The organism is Agromyces sp. Marseille-P2726 (assembly GCF_902809835.1).
Classification (GTDB): Bacteria; Actinomycetota; Actinomycetes; order Actinomycetales; family Microbacteriaceae; genus Agromyces.
On sequence record NZ_CADDWM010000011.1, the window covers coordinates 238,965 to 254,070 of the forward strand.

Sequence of the window (15,106 nt, forward strand, 5' to 3'; positions counted from 1 at the left end):
TGATCAGTCCTCTCGTTGTGTCGCACGGCTGGCCGCGGTGATGCCGACGCTCTCGTCGGGAAGCGGAATACGCGGGCCTTCGGTCCGGTCGATCACCGTCTGCACGAGCCGCGCGAACGTCGTGATGGCGTCCGGGTCGTCACCGGGCTCGTACGCATCCAAGGTGTGAACGGATGCCGCGATGCCGAAGAGTATCGACAGCACGGTCTTGGCATGCCGTCGGTCACCGGTGGAGTCGCCGATGATCGCCGCCATGTTGTGAACGTATCGGTCACGGATCTCGTCCCGGATCGGCTCGGGCTCGGGTGCGGACCTGACGAGGTACGGCGCGACGGCGTACGGGTCCCCGGCACCGGCCCTGCGGCGGGCGAAGATGCGCCGCACGAGCTCACGACCGAGGTCGTCCTTGGGCACGAGCTCGCGCTCCTCCTCGAGCCCGGCGTTGGAGGCGACCCTCGGCGCGACGAGCCAGAACAACCGCTCCTTGCTGCCCATGAGCTTCATGACCATCGCCGGCGAGTACCCGGCGTCCGCCGCGATCGCGCGGATGGTCACGTCTCGATAGCCGTCCTCGGCAAACCGCGCCCGCGCGGCCTCGAGGATCGCCTGGTAGGCGGCGTCGCTCACTGCGTCTCCGGTTCGATGCTGAGCGGTGCGAGTTCGGCGCCGACCTGGTACACGTCGCCGAGGATCCGGACGCCCTCGAACGTGAGCTTCGGCGCGGCGGTCCAAGAGTTCCCGGGCCGGTACGGCTCGCCACCCTCGATCGTCGCGATGTGCACGCGTGCGGCGATCGCTGCGGGGCCGACGAGCGCGGTCACCTTCGCCTCAGTACCGTCGAACTCGACCATCGGGTCGACGAGCCGCACGTCCAGCATGCCGGCGAAGCCCGTGAAGTGCACTCCGCCGCTGAACAGCAGCTCCCCGTCTTCCCCGGACTCGCCGGGGAAGACGAACACGCCGTCCTGGAGCTCGCAGCCGTCGAACGTCTCGATGTCGCCGTCGTCGAGTCCCCGGATGTACGCGATGAACGATTCCTTGACCGCCCAGTGCAGCCGACCGACCGTCTCGCTCATGCCGGCTGCGCCTCGGCGACGAACGATTTCAGCGGTACCGACGGATCGGCGAGGCGGGGATCGCCGGGGAGCACTGTTCGACCGATGAGGGCCTTGGCCTGCGCGTAGTCCTTGACGTTGTTGATCGCGTCGACGGCGGCCACGGTGTTGCCTCGCAGGTACACGACGCTGAACTTGCCGCTGGCGGGGTCACCGCGAAGCACCGGGGCGTCGTAGCCCGTCAACACGCCGGCCGTCTGCAGCCGGTCGTCGTACTGGTGAGACCAGAACCAGGGCAGCGCGTCATATGGCTTCGGGTCACCCAGGATGGCGTTGGCCACGGTCTTCGCCTGGTCGTTCGCGTTCTGGACCGACTCCAGCCGCAGTCGATCGCCAGGCACCCAATCCGACTCGAAGCTGGCACAGTCGCCGATCGCGTAGACGTCGGGCAGCGATGTCCGGCAGAGCTTGTCGACCAGCACGCCGTTCCCGACTTCGGCGCCAGCGTCCGCCAATTGGCTGACGTTAGGAACGAGTCCGATTCCGACGACGACCAGATCGGCGGGGAGCTCCCGACCCGACGACAAGCGCACGCCGGTGACGTGGCCGGCATCGCCGATGAGCTCGCTCACCCCGGTGCCGAGCAGGATGTCGACACCCTCCCGCTCGTGCCGCGCCTTGATGTAGGCCGCGACATCCTCGCCGGTGACTCGCTGCAGCAGTCGCTCGAGCGCCTCGACGACCGTCACGTTCACACCGAGCTTTCGGAGCGAAGCAGCAGTCTCGAGGCCGATGTATCCGCCACCGATGACGACGGCGTTCTTGATCGTGCCGAGGCGCTGCTTGACACGCTCCGCGTCACTCAGCTTCCGCACGACGTGGACTCCGTCCAGATCGGCACCCGGGACCGGCAGGCGACGCGCCTCTCCCCCGGCGCTCCAGACGAGTGTTCCGTAGCCGATCGCTCCCCCGTCCTCTGTCGTCACCGTATGCGCCTCGGCATCGACGGCCACCACTCTGGTACCCAGGTGACGCTCGACGTTCGAGCCGGCCCACCAGGACTCGGATCGGAAGGCCAGGTCCTCGGAGAGGGTCTCGTCAGCCAGATACCCCTTGGTGAGCGGCGGCCGTTCGTACGGAGTGGCGACCTCATCCCCGATGAGGGCGATGGAGCCGGTGAACCCTCCGGCGGTGAGTGCGAAGACGAGCTGGGTGCCGGCATGGCCTGCACCGACGACCACGACGTCGTAGTGCGACATTGTCACGGGTTCCTATCTATCCGGGGATCCGGGCGATGATGCCGTCGAGCTCGCTCGAGTACTTGATCTGGCAACCGAGCCGGCTCTCGTCAGTGAAGAGATCGTCGGCCTCGAGCAGATCCAGCTCATCCTGCGATGCGCGCTTGAGCTTCGTGGCGCACTCATCGCCGATCCAGACGTGGCAGGTCGCGCACGACATCTCGCCGCCGCATTCACCCTCGATGGCGTCGATGCCGGCCTGCACCGCGACCTGCATGAGCGACTCGCCCTCGCGAGCCTCCACGGCACGCTCGCCGCCATCGGGCAGTACGTAGATGACCTTTCCCATGATGTTTCCTCTCAGACGCTCGCCGGAACGAGCGGGGTGTACGTGACGTCGAAACGGCTGAATCCTGTGGTGATGTTGTCGGGAATCCACTCGGGCTCAGCCGCGACCTCCATGTCGGGGAACGCCTGCAGCACCTTGGGGAACAGGCAGGCGAGCTCGAGACGCGCGAGGTAGCGGCCGAGGCAGAGGTGGACGCCCTCACCGAAGCTCAGGTGCGGGTTCGGGTTCCGAGTGATGTCGAACTTCTCGGGATTCTCGAAGACCGTCTCGTCGTAGTTCGCAGAGACCTGGGACCCGAACACCCAGTCGCCCGCACGGATCTCCTTGCCGCCGATCTCGACGTCTTCCATGGCAATGCGGAAGCGCGTGCGGGCCGGGGTCACCCAGCGCAGGACCTCGTCGATCGCACTGTTGATGAGCGAGGGGTCGTCGAGCAGGAGCTGGCGCTGGTCGGGGTTCTTCAGGAACTGCCAGAGTCCGACCGCCGCGGTGTTGCGGGTCGTCTCGAGACCGCCGCCGATGAGGATCGTGAAGTAGCTGCGCATCTCGTGCACGCTGAGTGGGTCGCCGTCGATCATGACGCGGCTCAAGACCGTTGCGAAGTCATCCTTCGGTTCGGCGCGCCGCGCGAGCGCGAGCTTCTCGCAGTAATCGAGCAGCTTCGAGTGACCGAAACGGTGCGTCTTGAGCACGTCGCCATCGATTATGTAGCTGGGGTGCGCCGGCGCCAGCCACTGCCATGCGGCCTCCCGAAGCATGTCCCAGTCCTCCTCGGGAACGCCGAGCAGCCGGAGGATCACCTTGACCGGCATGTCGCCCGCGATCTCCTCGACGACATCGGCCCGACCCTTGTCGGCCACGCCGTCGATGATCTCGTCGATGATCTCCTCGACGTGCCCGCGCATCTTGTTGATGGCCGGCGCGCTGAAGTGCTTGTTCACCGGCTTGCGGTAGAGGTCGTGGATGGGCGGATCGTTGCGCGCCATGCTGACGTCGAACCCCATCTCGAAGCGCTCCTCGGGCGTGTAGCGCTTCGTCGTCTTCGGCGGCCGCGTGTCCCAGCGCGAGCTGAAGACCCGTGGATCGAGCAGCATGTTGCGAACGTCTTCGTAGCGCGTCAGGAACCAGTAGTGCTTGCCGTACGCGTCATCCTGGGTCCAGTGCACCGGATCTTCGTGACGCAGTCGCTTGAAGACCTGGTGGTACTCCTGGGTCCTGTACCAGTCGGGGTCCTGCAGCTTGTTGTCGATCTCATACCACTCGGACATCTGTGCTCCTGCTTCGTTGCTGGGATTTCGGCCGTAGGTCGGCCGGCGGACCATGCGGGCCCGGGATTGCATGGAACCTCAGGGTAAACATTTGTTCACCAAGCGGGGGTGAACACATGTTCACCATCCCCTCATATGAACATATCGGCCGGAGACCTGTCAAGCGGCCCCCGGCCGATACGTCACTCGAGGTCAGGGCCGATAGGGCGCCAGATACTCGTGCAGGGCGTCCCGGTATGCGTCCCAATCGATGTCCTCGACCGAGCGGTAGAGCTCGATCCAACCCTCCTGGGTCGACGGGCTGCCAGACTCGATTTCAAGCCCGCCGGCCAGTTCGTCCCACTTGCCGGCGAACTCGCCAAGCTCGTCGGCGAACGCCTTCGGATCAGCGATGGCGGCCGGGGCCTCGTCGAGGGCGGCCTCCGTGTAGGCGTCACGAGCGGCGTCGATCGCCTTGTTGAATGACGTCGGGTCGACGAACGTCACACCCTTCGCGGGGGCCTCGTTCGCCCACTGGACGTTGCGTTCGAGCGACGCCTCGACGATGTTCGCGAGCAGGTCGACTCGGGCGTCGAAGATGATCTGCTGCGCCTCGATCGGCAGCTCCTCCAGGACGGACTTCTTGATGAGCAGCTGCGAACCGTACGACGAGGCGAAATGAGCCGGGATGAAGTACTTGGCCTCGTCCCAGATGCCGAGGGTGATGAACGGACTGATGACGTTCATGAAGCAGTCGATGACGCCGCGCTGGAGGCCTTCGAAGACATCCGTGACCGGGAGGGTGACGTTCGTCATCGTCAACTCCTCGACCTCGTTCAGGAAGGGCGGACCCGGCGTGCGGATCGTCTTTCCAGCGGCCTGGTCGGCCGAGGTGACCTCGGACTTGCACATCACGCTGTTCGGTGCGGTGCCCCAGGTGACGAGGGTCTCCGCGTCGTACGCCGCAAGCTCGTCGGCCAGCGGGCCCTCCTCGTAGGCGGCCGACTGGACGGGCGTCCCCTGGATGAGCGACATCGGGAACTCCGGCTCGATCGCGCTCTGCGCGATCGTGGTCTCCCAGAGCGCGGCCGGCATCAGGTCGGGCACATTCGAAGGAGAGACGAAGGTGATGTCGGTCAGCCCCGACTGGATCGCGCTGAGCGACTCGGTCACCGGGTGCAACGCCGCGGCATAGTACGTCTCGAACGTGATCTTCCCGTCGGTCGCTTCAGTGACCTGCTCCATGAACTCCTGCATCGCAATGACGTGCGCGGCGGTCTCGACGTTCGAGTCGCTGTAGGTGAGCACGATGGGGTCCATGCTGTCGAGCGACGATTCCTTATCGGTCGGCGCCGGGGATGCGCCGCCCGAGGCGCAACCGGTGAGGGCGAGCGCCATCACCAGGCCCCCTCCCATGAGCACGCGGGATTTCGAAGTGTTGAGCATGAGGATCCTCTCGTTCGCACGCCGTCGGGCGGATGCGTCACAGGCTAAACGTTGATCTCGGCAATCTCATTAATATATACATGATTGTTACTATAAGATCGAGAGGCAACGTCCATGAGCGAAAGCGACGAAATCATGCCAGTCACCTCGATCGTCACCCTGACCCTCAAGCCCGAGTCCCTGGCCGACGCGGAACGAGTTGTTCGCGAGTCCTTGGAGCTCACCCGCGGATTCCAAGGAAACCTCGGCGTCGACGTGCTCGTCGACCAGGCCGACCCGACGCGGTGGCTGCTCATCGAACGGTGGGAGTCGGAGGAAGCCGACTCTGCCTATCGCGCCTACCGTGCTGAGAACGGCACCAGATCCGCGCTCGGCCCGCTGCTGGCCGGTGCCCCGCAGGTCGTGAAGTACGACGTGTCACCCGCGTGAGCGGCATCCGGAATCGCCTCGGTCGCTACGGCCTCTGGCGAATGGGCCGCGACACCGACCCGTTCTTCGGCATCCTGGCGGAGCGTCACGGATTCGGGTCGGTCTGGTACGGGGGCGTGAGCGCTGATCTCGACATCCCTGCACGGGTGCTGGCGGCGACCGACCACATCATCGTGGGATCGGGGGTCGTCAATATCTTCGCGACCGATCCTCACCAGGTCGCGGCGTCATTCCATCGGCTGCAGCGCGAGTACCCCGAGCGCTTCATCCTCGGTATCGGCCTGGGTCATCCCGAACGCACCGAACTGGCTCGTCGCCCGATCGCCGCCCTGGAGGTCTACCTCGACGTCCTCCTCGCCGGGGGCGTTCCCGCCGATCGCATCGTGCTGGCGGCGCTCGGACCCCGCGCGCTCGCCATCGCCGCGGAGCGGACGGGCGGGGCGCACCCCTACCTCGTGACGCCCGAACACACCCGTCGGGCACGCGACATCCTCGGCCGATCGCCACTGTTGATCCCCGAGCAGCGGGTGGTGCTCGACGACGTGAGGACGAGGGCGCTCGAGGCAGCACGACCTGGTGTGGAGTTCTACCTGCGATTGCGCAATTACCGACGCAATCTCGAGCGCCTCGGGTTCAGGACCACCGAGCTGGATTCCGCTGCACCGCGTGTGATCGACGCGCTCGTCGTCTCGGGCACGAACGCCGGCGTGAAGGCGGGCCTCGACGTGCACCTGCACGCTGGCGCCGACCACGTGCTCGCGCAGGTCGTCACACCTGAGGGCGAAGATCCGGCGGTGGATGTCGCGGCCCTCGCTGCGGCGCTCGACCTGGCCTGATCCCGCACGCAATGAGCGGGATCAGGCGCGGGCCGTTCGCTCAGGCGACACTCGCACGATCTCCGAGCAGCGGCCCCCGAATGTACGAGGGATCTTCTCGGGTCATGCTGCCGGCAGGGAAGCCCGCGGCCGCGTGCTTCTCGGCGTCGGCCACGTCGGTCGCGTAGAAGAACGACATCATCGTCTTGCGCTCGAGGATCCGCCATTCGCCGTTGCGCCGCTCCAAGCGGTCGATGTACCTGCCAGGGCTCGCATACGTCACGCCGTCGGGGCGGAGGGAATGCTGCACGAAGTACGTCTCCGCGTAGGCGAAGTCGCCGTCGAGCTCGGTGCAGGTCTGGCCGAGCACGTGCTGCAGCACCTCGAAGCGTTCTCGCACCACGGGAATCACCCAGTCGATGTAGGCCTCACGGTCGCCTTCGAACCCACCGTGCTCGTCGTACCCGTCCTCCCAGTACACGGTGCGCAGGATATCCGCGTCGGCGCGGTCGATTCCGCGGCAGTACCGCTCCTGGAGGTTCCGGATCTCCGCGATGCTGGAGAGCTCGTCGAGTGTGTATGCCATGTCCGCTCCTCGTTGATTCGGATCGTTTGCCGTATCCTAGCAATCACTACAACGATCTAAGGGGAACGTTCGGGCATGGCTGCACTCGACCTCGCCTCCGTCGACATCAGCATCAACTTTCCCGCGTTCGCCCTCGACCGCGTACCCGCACTCGCACAGGCGGCAGAGCATGCCGGCTTCCGCGCACTCCGGGTCGGCGACATGCAATCGACGCACCGAGAGTTGTACACGGCGCTGACCCTGATCGCTGCGAGCACGTCGCAGGTGCAGTTCGGACCAGGCGTCACGAATCCGGTGACGCGGCATCCCGCGGTCGCCGCCTCGGCGATGGCAACACTGCACGAGTTCTCGGGTGGTCGCGCGGTCTTCGGCGTCGGCACGGGTGACAGCGCCGTCCACAACCTGGGCGCGCAGCCGGCAACCATCACAGAGCTCGAAGAGTACATCCGTGCGATCCGCCTTCTGCATTCCACGGGGCGCGCCGACTATCGGGGCAGCGCGCTCGTGCTCGAGTGGTGGTCTGGCGGCGCCATTCCCATCGTGGTTTCGGCGCACGGTCCACGTATGCTGCGACTGGCCGGTCGCGTGGCCGATGCCGTCGTCGTCGGGCTCGGGATGGGCGAGTCGGCTCGGGAGTACGCAGCCGAGCAGATCGCCGCAGGGGCGCGCGAGGTCGGCCGGGATCCAGCCGACATCGAGGTCTGGTACCTGTCCTACTTGAATCTCGCTCGGACGGCCGACGGCGCTGCTCGCGAGGTCGGCTCGGCGCTCGCGGTCGGGGGCAACCTCCTTGCGAGGTCGGCGGCAAGGACGATCATCCCCGGCGCCCTTCGATCGCGCTTCGCGGAACTGGCGAGTCGGTACTCGTACATCCGCCACGCCAGCGGGAGCGCCGACAACCCGAATGCCCGGCTCATCGACGAGCTCGGCCTGCGCGAGCACCTCGCCGAGCAGTTCGGCGTGTTCGGCACCTCCACCGACGTCCGCACCCGTCTCGAGTCGTTGAATGCAGCCGGGGTCTCACGGCTCTGGGGCGCCTACGTGCTTCCGGACCTCGGTGATTTCTTCGACCGCTGGCGAGAAGGGGTCACGCAGCCTCGTGACGAAGTGGCGTGAACCGGGTCCGGTCAGGCCGTCCTCGACGACTCCTGGTTGGCCAGCATCGCCTCGATGATGCTCGGCTCGTCGTACTGGACGAAGCACAGACGGATCCCGAACAGGTCGTCGGGCTCGAAGATCACCTCTCGAAGGTTCCCGCACCGGAGGTTGTCGACGACGCGGATGCCGTTCGCCATCATCTCCCCGGTCGCGGCTTCGATATCGGCGACCTTGAGGTGGATGTTCCGCATCCGGTCGGCCTGGTCGGGCGTCGGCGCCTCGATCAGCTCGAACAGGCCCGAAGTGTCGATGGCCAGCGGCGTGGGCCGGCCTTGGACGGACTGCGGATCGGGGTGCAACTCCCCGCTTCGCATCGGCAGCCGCTCCGACGAGATGTCACCTCGAGCACCCAAGACGACACTCTCGAATTTCAGCCCGAACAGTCTGGTGAACAGCTCCCGCGCACCCGCAAGGTCACTGACGTTCGCCCCCAGCACCTCAATGCGTTCCACCTCGATCGTCATGGTTCCACCTCTCTGCGTCCCTCGCACCACGTGACCGAACGACGGGGGCCCGCATGCCCAGTGCCGCGGGCCCGCCGCCTCTTCATTCGTCAGGATTCGTGGTTGGCCTTCACCACGTCGTTGAGCACCAACTCGAGCCATGGGCCGAAATCCGGAAGTTCGCCGTTGTGAGCCGCGATGTACTCGTTCCAGTTCGCCGGCGCTCCGTCGTAGCCGGCATCCTGCACCAGTCCGAGCCACTTCTCGCTGATCTCCAGGTAGCGGTCGAGGGAGGCGGATGGGTCTTCAAGCGGTGTGCCGGTAGCGGTCCGGCGCGACTCGAGCACCGTTTCGTGGTACTCATCGAGCACGTCGACGATGTCGTCACTCGGTGGGAGGAAGGTCAGCTCCTCCATCTGGGCGACTTCCACGTTCGCAGTCATCTCCGCCTGCACGAAGGCCTCGAGGTATGCAGGGAGCCCCTCGTCGAGGAATGCCTCGCGAACGAATTCCGGCATTGCTTCCCACACTCCGGTATTGACCCCGAAGACGTTGGACGACCAGCCACTGAAGGGCACGAAGGTGAAGTTCTGCGCTGCATCAGCGAGACCGACGTTGACGATGTCGGTGAGGGTGGCCACCGTGCAATCGATGACACCCCGCTGAAGGCCCTCGAAGACTTCGGTGTTCGGCAGCGCCACCGGGACGCCGCCGAGCGCCTCGACCTCTGCCGAGTGCGTCGGGCCGCCGATCCGGATGCGCTTGCCCTGCACGTCGGCCAGAGTCGTCACCTCGTCCTTGCAGAGGAGGTTGTACGCGTGCGACGTCTGGATGCGCGGAAGGAGCGGAGTGATCCCCTTCGATGTGATGTCCTCGAGGTACTCGGGGGTCTGGTACGCCCAGTCGAGTGTGGTCCCGATCGCCTGGAGGCTCCCTACCACCGGCGAATCGTCAGGGGTGAAGGCGAGCGGCGATGCCCACTCGTCGGCCGGGTAGTCGGACGCCGTGTATGCCGGGAAGAACGTTCCCATATCGGTGATCCCGTTGGCGATGGCGACGCCCTGCTCGGTGGACGGCACGAGCGCTCCGCCATAGAAGATCTCGAAGGTCAGCTTGCCACCGGAGACCTCCTCCATCGTCTCCGCGAGCGCGTTCAAGGGCTGCGAGTGGATGTTGTCCTCGCCGCCGAAGGTGGCCATGCGGAACTCCATGGGCTCCAGCGTGTCCCACGACGCCCCATCGGCCGTCGATTCGCCCTCTTGCGCGGTGGTGCCGCCAGACGAACAGGCGGCGAGCCCGAGAGTGAGGGCGGCAGCAGCCAGCACCGCCGATCGGATGGCGGATTTCTGATTCATGGAGAATCACTCCTTCGTGACGGTGTGGGGAACTCGACGAGTTCGGGCTTGAGATGCAACATATAAATAATTATCACATCAAGCCGCCACGAGGCGGTCTTGACGATCCGGCAGGCTCGGTGGAACTCCCCGATGGCCGGTCGAGGTGCGAAGAGAGCCGCGCGCCGTCGCCCCTTCGGCCACGGCGTCCGACTCAGCTGCGCGTCTACTTCCAGGAGTCGATGATCGGATCCGCGGCGTTGTCGAGGGTGACGACGTCGATGAGCGCGTGGTTTCTGGCAACGACCATGTCGCGCACCGCTCGGCCCAGGTAGCTCGGGTTGCGAATCGTCTGAGTTCCACCCCACAGGCTTGCGAACATGACGACCTCGGTTGCGACCGTGTGAACGTGGGTTGTCGCCTGGCGGATGCGCGCCATCTGCTCCACGGACAACGACTCCGTGTCGCGGGTTGACGCGATGCCCTCGCGGACCACGCGATAGAAGTAGTCGCGCACCGACCAGAACTTCGCGTCCGCCTCCACGAACTCCTTCTTGAAGACCGCGTAGTCGTCGACCGGCACCGAGTAGGCCATCCGCTTCTTGCCCTCGACGATGTTCGCCACCTCGTGCAGCGCCCGCCGCATCAGGCCGAGCACGACGCCACCGTGACCGATCACGCTCGACGACATCAGGTCCAGGGTCTTGCCGCTGTAGGGCTCCCCGGGCTTCGGGACGAGTGGGGCGGAATCGAACGTGAACTCCCCGGGCACGAAGTAGTCGTTCCAGCCGTAGCTGTAGCTTCCGGTCGCGGCCATTCCCATCACGTCCCAGTCGCCGTAGATGATCGTCTCGGACTTCGGGGCTCGGATCGCGCGGGTCAGCGGCATCCCGTTCTCGCGGAGCACTGGGTTGCCTGAGTCATCCAAGATCCGCACCGTCGTGCCGACCCAATCGGCGGCGTCCATGCCGCTGCCGAACGGCACAGGCGGCGTGTTCACGCGGTACCCGCCCTCCACCTCGACGGCGGTGCCGAGCGGGTTGATGGTGCCGCACGAGATGGGCTTCCGGCCATCCAGGAAGAGCTGTCGGAATCCGGGGTAGAACAGCGAGGTGTTCCAGGTCGACACGGCGCTCGCCATCAACGCCCAACCGGTCGAGCCGTCTGCCTCGGCGACGACCTCGAAGACCTCGAGCGCGACATCCGGCGACACGCCTCCCCCACCGAGCTCGGGGTCGACCAACATCCAGAACAGGCCGGCTTCCTTCAGCGCCCCGATGGTCGCGTCGGGCATGGCCCCGGCCGCCTCGCCTTCGGCGGCATGCGCCTCGATGACCGGTGCGATCGCCCGGGCACGCTCGACGTAGTCCGAGGATGCAATGTCCGCAGTGCTGATGAGTTCGGTGGTGATGCTCATGGTCTGTGTCGCTTTCGTCATCTTGACAGTGGGTGTTGGGCGCGGTGCTACGCCGATTCGGATCGGGCAGATGCTATCTCGCCGAAATGGACGCCACCCGCCGGTTCCCGGCCCTGCATCGTCGGCAGGACCTCGTGCACGAGGCGGGCTCGCATCTCTTCGTGCTCCGGCTGGTCGGGGGTCGAATGCGATAGAACGAATCGGTCCACCCCGAGATCTGCGAGACGCTGCAACCGCTCCAGACAGTAAGCCGGCTCGCCGACGATCGTGTACGCGCTGATGTAGTCCTCGTCCAGACCGCCACGGCCCTGCCCGCCTTGGGCGTGCTGGCTGATGTCGTAGGTATCGAGCATTCCCTCGAGCACCTTCCGGTCTCGGTCGGAGGCGAATCCCCGGACCTTGCGATCCATCACGCGGAACCGCGAACCCACCGCGACGAACGGAACCACCAGCTCCCGCTCACGACGACCGTCGCCGCCGTCGGTCACCGCCACCGAGGTGAACGCGGTGAATCCGAGCGAATCCGGGTCTCGGCCCGCGTCGCGGGCGCCGGCTCGGACGCGCTCGATGGCCCACGCCACGCGCTCGGGGTCGGCACCGACCATGAGCGCGACGCGATCTCCGACGCGCCCCGCCATCTCCAGCGCCTTCGGGCCGGTCGCGGCGATCTCGACCGGCACTCGCGGCTCCGCTCGATCCATCCAGATGAGCGAGCTGCCGTCGGGACCGTTGCCGACGGCGAGGTCCTCGAATCCGTGGACCGCTCCCTCCATGACCGGCGCGACTTCAGGCAACGGCAACGTCTCGCCCGCAAGGTACCGCTTCACTTGAGTCGCGAACTTCTCGAACGTGGCGAGGCGCGTCGGTGACAGTCCGAGGTAGGCGAGCGCGGTATCACCGCGCCCGAGCGCGAGCTGCATTCGACCGCCCGAGACCTCCTGGATTGCGGCGGCGGCACTCGCCACGACCGCCGGTTGCCGTGTGAGCGGCACCGTGACGCCGGTGGTGAATCGCAACCGGTCGGTACTCATCGCGATCGCCGTGAGCATCACGAAGACGTCGGGTGCGATCGACTGGCTGTCCGCGAAGACAGCACCGTCCCATCCTTCGCGTTCGTAGGTTCTGGCGACCTCGACGATGCCCGCCGGGCGCGGATCGTGAAAGCGGACGATCGACGTCCAGCACTCCGCAATCGGGCCACTCACGCTGCTCACTGCTTCCAGGAGTCGATGATCGAGTCCGCCGCGTTGTCGAGCGTGACGATGTCGATGAGGGCGTGATTGCGGGCGACGACCATGTCGCGCACTGCGCGTCCGAGATAGCTGGGGTTGCGAATCGTCTGGGTCCCGCCCCACAAGCTTGCGAACATGATCACGTCGGTCGCGACCGTGTGGAGGTGGGTGGTCGCCTGCCGCACCCGAGCCATCTGCTCGACGGACAGGGACTGCGTCTGCTTCGTCGACGCCATCGCCTCGCGGATCACTCGGTAGAAGTAGTCACGGATGGACCAGAACTTGGCATCCGCCTCGACGAACTCCTTCCTGAAGACCGGGTACTTGTCGACCGGCACGGCATAGGCCATGCGCTTCTTGCCCTCGACGATGGTGGCGACCTCGCGCAGCGCCCGCCGCATGAGGCCGAGCACCACCGCGCCGTGGCCGATGACTCCGGAGGACATGAGGTCGAGGGTCTCTCCGCGGTGGTCCTGTCCGGCCGGCGGCACCAAGGGTGCCGCGTCGAACGTGAACTCCTCGGGCACGAAGTAGTCGTTCCAGCCATAGGTGTAGCTGCCGGTCGCGGCCATTCCCATGACATCCCAGTCGCCGTAGACCGTGGTCTCCGACTTGGGTGCGCGAACTGCGCGGGTCAGCGGGGCACCGTTCTCCCGGAGCACCGGAGTTCCGTCGTCTTCCACGATCCGCACGGTCGTTCCGACCCAGTCGGCGGCGTCCATGCCACTGCCGAAGGGCACCGGCGGCGTGTCGACACGGTATCCGCCCTCCACCTTGACGGCGGTGCCGAGGGGGGTCTGGGTTCCACAGGTGATCGGGCGCTGCCCCTCCCTGAAGAGGCGACGCAGGCCCGGGTAGAACTGCGAGGAGTTCCACGTCGACACCGATGAGGCCATCAGTGCCCATCCGGTCGATCCGTCGGCCTCGGAGATGATCTCCATCACCTCGAGTGCTTCGTCGACTGGGATGCCCCCGCCGCCCAGGTCCTTCTCGACGAGCATCCAGAACAACTCCGCCTGCTTCAAGGCTTCGACGGTCGACGCTGGCATCGCACCTGCAGCCTCGCCCGCCTCGGCGTTCGCCTCGATGATCGGGGCGAGCGCCCTGGCCCGCTCGACGTAGTCGGGAGAGGACAGTCGTGCTTCAGATGCGGAATCGATCGCTTCGCTGGTCATCGTCATGGTTCTCTGCTCTTCTTCTCTACCTGGGTCACGAGATCTCCGCCGGAGTCACGACGTGAACGTCGGGGTGACCACGACGTTCACGCTCTTCGTTCCGGGAATCTTCGCTTCGAGCGTGTCGAGTGCCTCTTCGAACCGGTCGAATCCGAACACGTGCGTTCGCATCTTGTCGAGTCGGACCTGGCCGCTGATCAGCATGTCTGCTGCCGTGCGGTACGCCGCGATGCTGGAATTCGCGGCGCCGATCACGCGGATGTTCTTCGACGTGATGCGGCCGATCGGGAATCCATCGACGGTGAGCTCCTTGACGCCGATGTTGACGAACGTTCCACCCGTCTTGACCATCTGGAGTCCCTGCAGCGTCGTGGAGGTGATCTTCGGAACCGTGTCGATGACCAGATCGACGCCCTGGCCACCGGTGAGTTCCATCACCGCCTCCACCGGATCCTGCTCCTCGACATTCACGACCGCATTCGCACCGAACTCGAGTGCGAGATCGAGCTTGTGCTGATCGCGGCTCAGACCTGTGGCGATGATCAGACCCGACCCGACTGCGCGCTGGGCTGCGACGATCGCCAGGCCCCGCTGGCCGCTGCCGAGGACGACGACGGACTGCCCCACCTTGTGGCCGGGCGTCATGACCGACCACTGGATGGCTCCACCGAGCGGATTCCACAGCGTCGCCGTCAGCGGGTCGAAGTCCTTCGGGAACGGGTAGAGCACGGTGTCGGGATCCAGATACACGTGGGTGCTGTATCCGCCCCACAGGCCGGGTGACACCGACGTCGGGATGAATCCGTAGACCGGCACGGCGAACCTGCCAGCGGCGCACATGTGCATCCGCCCGTCGGTACACGGTTCGCACCGGCCGCACGGGATGACAGGGTTCACCGCCACGCGGTCGCCGATGTTCAGACCCTCACGGTGCTTCGTCTTCGGCCCCATGTCCTCGATCACCCCGACGATCTCGTGGCCGTTGATGCGCGGGTACTTCTGATCGGAGGGGACCACACGGTCGTCGCCGAAGAACGACTCCACGTCGCTGCCGCAGATCCCGTTCGCCTCGACCCTCAGGAGCGCCGCGCCGGGAGGAAGCGCAGGGAAGGGCATCTCCTCGAAGTGCTGCTCCCGCGGCCCGGTCTGAACGAGCGCTGTGGCGCTGCTGGTCATTACTGC

General features: G+C 66.0%; 16 protein-coding genes. 3 read left to right on the forward strand and 13 right to left on the reverse strand.

The window, feature by feature from the left end:
- Window positions 1-3: 3 nt before the first annotated feature.
- The 6 genes from HUS56_RS05510 to dctP form a co-directional block, all read right to left on the reverse strand.
- Entirely contained in the window at window positions 4-627 is a 624-nt protein-coding gene (locus HUS56_RS05510; RefSeq protein WP_173922377.1) for a TetR/AcrR family transcriptional regulator, read from the reverse strand.
- The gene (locus tag HUS56_RS05515) at window positions 624-1,076 is read right to left on the reverse strand and encodes an HtaA domain-containing protein (protein ID WP_173922378.1); all 453 of its coding nucleotides are present in this window, start codon (window positions 1,074-1,076) and stop codon (window positions 624-626) included. Before HUS56_RS05515 ends, HUS56_RS05510 begins: the two co-directional genes overlap by 4 nt.
- Window positions 1,073-2,314 carry an NAD(P)/FAD-dependent oxidoreductase gene (locus HUS56_RS05520; protein ID WP_173922379.1) on the reverse strand — a complete coding sequence of 414 codons (1,242 nt, stop codon included), beginning with the start codon at window positions 2,312-2,314 and terminating at the stop codon, window positions 1,073-1,075. Before HUS56_RS05520 ends, HUS56_RS05515 begins: the two co-directional genes overlap by 4 nt.
- Before the next feature lie 16 nt (window positions 2,315-2,330).
- Window positions 2,331-2,642 (reverse strand): 2Fe-2S iron-sulfur cluster-binding protein, encoded by a 312-nt coding sequence (locus HUS56_RS05525; protein ID WP_173922380.1) that lies wholly within the window; start codon window positions 2,640-2,642, stop codon window positions 2,331-2,333.
- Window positions 2,643-2,653: 11 nt separating this feature from the next.
- Window positions 2,654-3,910, reverse strand: a complete 1,257-nt coding sequence (locus tag HUS56_RS05530; RefSeq protein ID WP_173922381.1) for a cytochrome P450 — start codon at window positions 3,908-3,910, stop codon at window positions 2,654-2,656.
- A 192-nt stretch (window positions 3,911-4,102) separates the two neighbouring features.
- The gene (gene dctP / locus HUS56_RS05535; protein ID WP_173922382.1) at window positions 4,103-5,335 is read right to left on the reverse strand and encodes a TRAP transporter substrate-binding protein DctP; all 1,233 of its coding nucleotides are present in this window, start codon (window positions 5,333-5,335) and stop codon (window positions 4,103-4,105) included.
- 135 nt (window positions 5,336-5,470) lie between these two features.
- Between dctP and HUS56_RS05540 the strand changes: the two genes are divergently transcribed.
- Both HUS56_RS05540 and HUS56_RS05545 read left to right on the forward strand, forming a co-directional pair.
- Window positions 5,471-5,764: a putative quinol monooxygenase gene (locus HUS56_RS05540; RefSeq protein ID WP_173922383.1), complete on the forward strand. Its 294-nt coding sequence runs from the start codon at window positions 5,471-5,473 to the stop codon at window positions 5,762-5,764.
- Complete coding sequence (locus HUS56_RS05545) at window positions 5,761-6,600, forward strand: TIGR03620 family F420-dependent LLM class oxidoreductase (RefSeq protein ID WP_217423940.1); 840 nt, start codon at window positions 5,761-5,763, stop codon at window positions 6,598-6,600. The genes HUS56_RS05540 and HUS56_RS05545 overlap by 4 nt, the downstream gene beginning before the upstream one ends.
- 40 nt (window positions 6,601-6,640) lie before the next feature.
- Here the strand turns inward: HUS56_RS05545 and HUS56_RS05550 are convergent, their stop codons facing one another.
- Window positions 6,641-7,165 (reverse strand): nuclear transport factor 2 family protein, encoded by a 525-nt coding sequence (locus HUS56_RS05550; protein WP_173922384.1) that lies wholly within the window; start codon window positions 7,163-7,165, stop codon window positions 6,641-6,643.
- Between the two features lie 75 nt (window positions 7,166-7,240).
- On the opposite strand from HUS56_RS05550, the gene HUS56_RS05555 reads away from it, so the two are divergent.
- The gene (locus HUS56_RS05555) at window positions 7,241-8,281 is read left to right on the forward strand and encodes an LLM class flavin-dependent oxidoreductase (protein ID WP_173922385.1); all 1,041 of its coding nucleotides are present in this window, start codon (window positions 7,241-7,243) and stop codon (window positions 8,279-8,281) included.
- A gap of 11 nt (window positions 8,282-8,292) precedes the next feature.
- Here HUS56_RS05555 and HUS56_RS05560 read toward each other — a convergent pair whose 3' ends face one another.
- The 6 genes from HUS56_RS05560 to HUS56_RS05585 all read right to left on the reverse strand — a co-directional run bounded on the left by HUS56_RS05560 (window position 8,293) and on the right by HUS56_RS05585 (window position 15,100).
- Window positions 8,293-8,787, reverse strand: coding sequence for a VOC family protein (locus HUS56_RS05560; protein ID WP_173922386.1), 495 nt, complete (start codon window positions 8,785-8,787; stop codon window positions 8,293-8,295).
- Window positions 8,788-8,876: 89 nt separating this feature from the next.
- On the reverse strand, window positions 8,877-10,121 hold the full coding sequence (locus tag HUS56_RS05565) for a hypothetical protein (RefSeq protein ID WP_173922387.1): 1,245 nt from the start codon (window positions 10,119-10,121) through the stop codon (window positions 8,877-8,879).
- Between the two features lie 205 nt (window positions 10,122-10,326).
- Entirely contained in the window at window positions 10,327-11,517 is a 1,191-nt protein-coding gene (locus tag HUS56_RS05570; protein ID WP_173922388.1) for an acyl-CoA dehydrogenase family protein, read from the reverse strand.
- A gap of 47 nt (window positions 11,518-11,564) precedes the next feature.
- Window positions 11,565-12,722: an LLM class flavin-dependent oxidoreductase gene (locus HUS56_RS05575; protein WP_173922389.1), complete on the reverse strand. Its 1,158-nt coding sequence runs from the start codon at window positions 12,720-12,722 to the stop codon at window positions 11,565-11,567.
- Window positions 12,723-12,727: 5 nt separating this feature from the next.
- Entirely contained in the window at window positions 12,728-13,930 is a 1,203-nt protein-coding gene (locus HUS56_RS05580) for an oxidoreductase (protein WP_173922390.1), read from the reverse strand.
- 48 nt (window positions 13,931-13,978) lie between these two features.
- Window positions 13,979-15,100: a zinc-binding dehydrogenase gene (locus HUS56_RS05585; protein ID WP_173922391.1), complete on the reverse strand. Its 1,122-nt coding sequence runs from the start codon at window positions 15,098-15,100 to the stop codon at window positions 13,979-13,981.
- Window positions 15,101-15,106 lie beyond the last annotated feature (6 nt).

Excerpts from the sequence above, each read along its gene's own strand:
- HUS56_RS05515 (WP_173922378.1), bottom strand. The coding sequence starts at position 1,076 with ATGAGCGAGACGGTCGGTCGGCTGCACTGGGCGGTCAAGGAATCGTTC.
- HUS56_RS05520 (WP_173922379.1), bottom strand. The coding sequence starts at position 2,314 with ATGTCGCACTACGACGTCGTGGTCGTCGGTGCAGGCCATGCCGGCACC.
- HUS56_RS05525 (WP_173922380.1), bottom strand. The coding sequence starts at position 2,642 with ATGGGAAAGGTCATCTACGTACTGCCCGATGGCGGCGAGCGTGCCGTG.
- HUS56_RS05530 (WP_173922381.1), bottom strand. The coding sequence starts at position 3,910 with ATGTCCGAGTGGTATGAGATCGACAACAAGCTGCAGGACCCCGACTGG.
- dctP (WP_173922382.1), bottom strand. The coding sequence starts at position 5,335 with ATGCTCAACACTTCGAAATCCCGCGTGCTCATGGGAGGGGGCCTGGTG.
- HUS56_RS05540 (WP_173922383.1), top strand. The coding sequence starts at position 5,471 with ATGCCAGTCACCTCGATCGTCACCCTGACCCTCAAGCCCGAGTCCCTG.
- HUS56_RS05550 (WP_173922384.1), bottom strand. The coding sequence starts at position 7,165 with ATGGCATACACACTCGACGAGCTCTCCAGCATCGCGGAGATCCGGAAC.
- HUS56_RS05555 (WP_173922385.1), top strand. The coding sequence starts at position 7,241 with ATGGCTGCACTCGACCTCGCCTCCGTCGACATCAGCATCAACTTTCCC.
- HUS56_RS05560 (WP_173922386.1), bottom strand. The coding sequence starts at position 8,787 with ATGACGATCGAGGTGGAACGCATTGAGGTGCTGGGGGCGAACGTCAGT.
- HUS56_RS05565 (WP_173922387.1), bottom strand. The coding sequence starts at position 10,121 with ATGAATCAGAAATCCGCCATCCGATCGGCGGTGCTGGCTGCTGCCGCC.
- HUS56_RS05570 (WP_173922388.1), bottom strand. The coding sequence starts at position 11,517 with ATGAGCATCACCACCGAACTCATCAGCACTGCGGACATTGCATCCTCG.
- HUS56_RS05580 (WP_173922390.1), bottom strand. The coding sequence starts at position 13,930 with ATGACGATGACCAGCGAAGCGATCGATTCCGCATCTGAAGCACGACTG.
- HUS56_RS05585 (WP_173922391.1), bottom strand. The coding sequence starts at position 15,100 with ATGACCAGCAGCGCCACAGCGCTCGTTCAGACCGGGCCGCGGGAGCAG.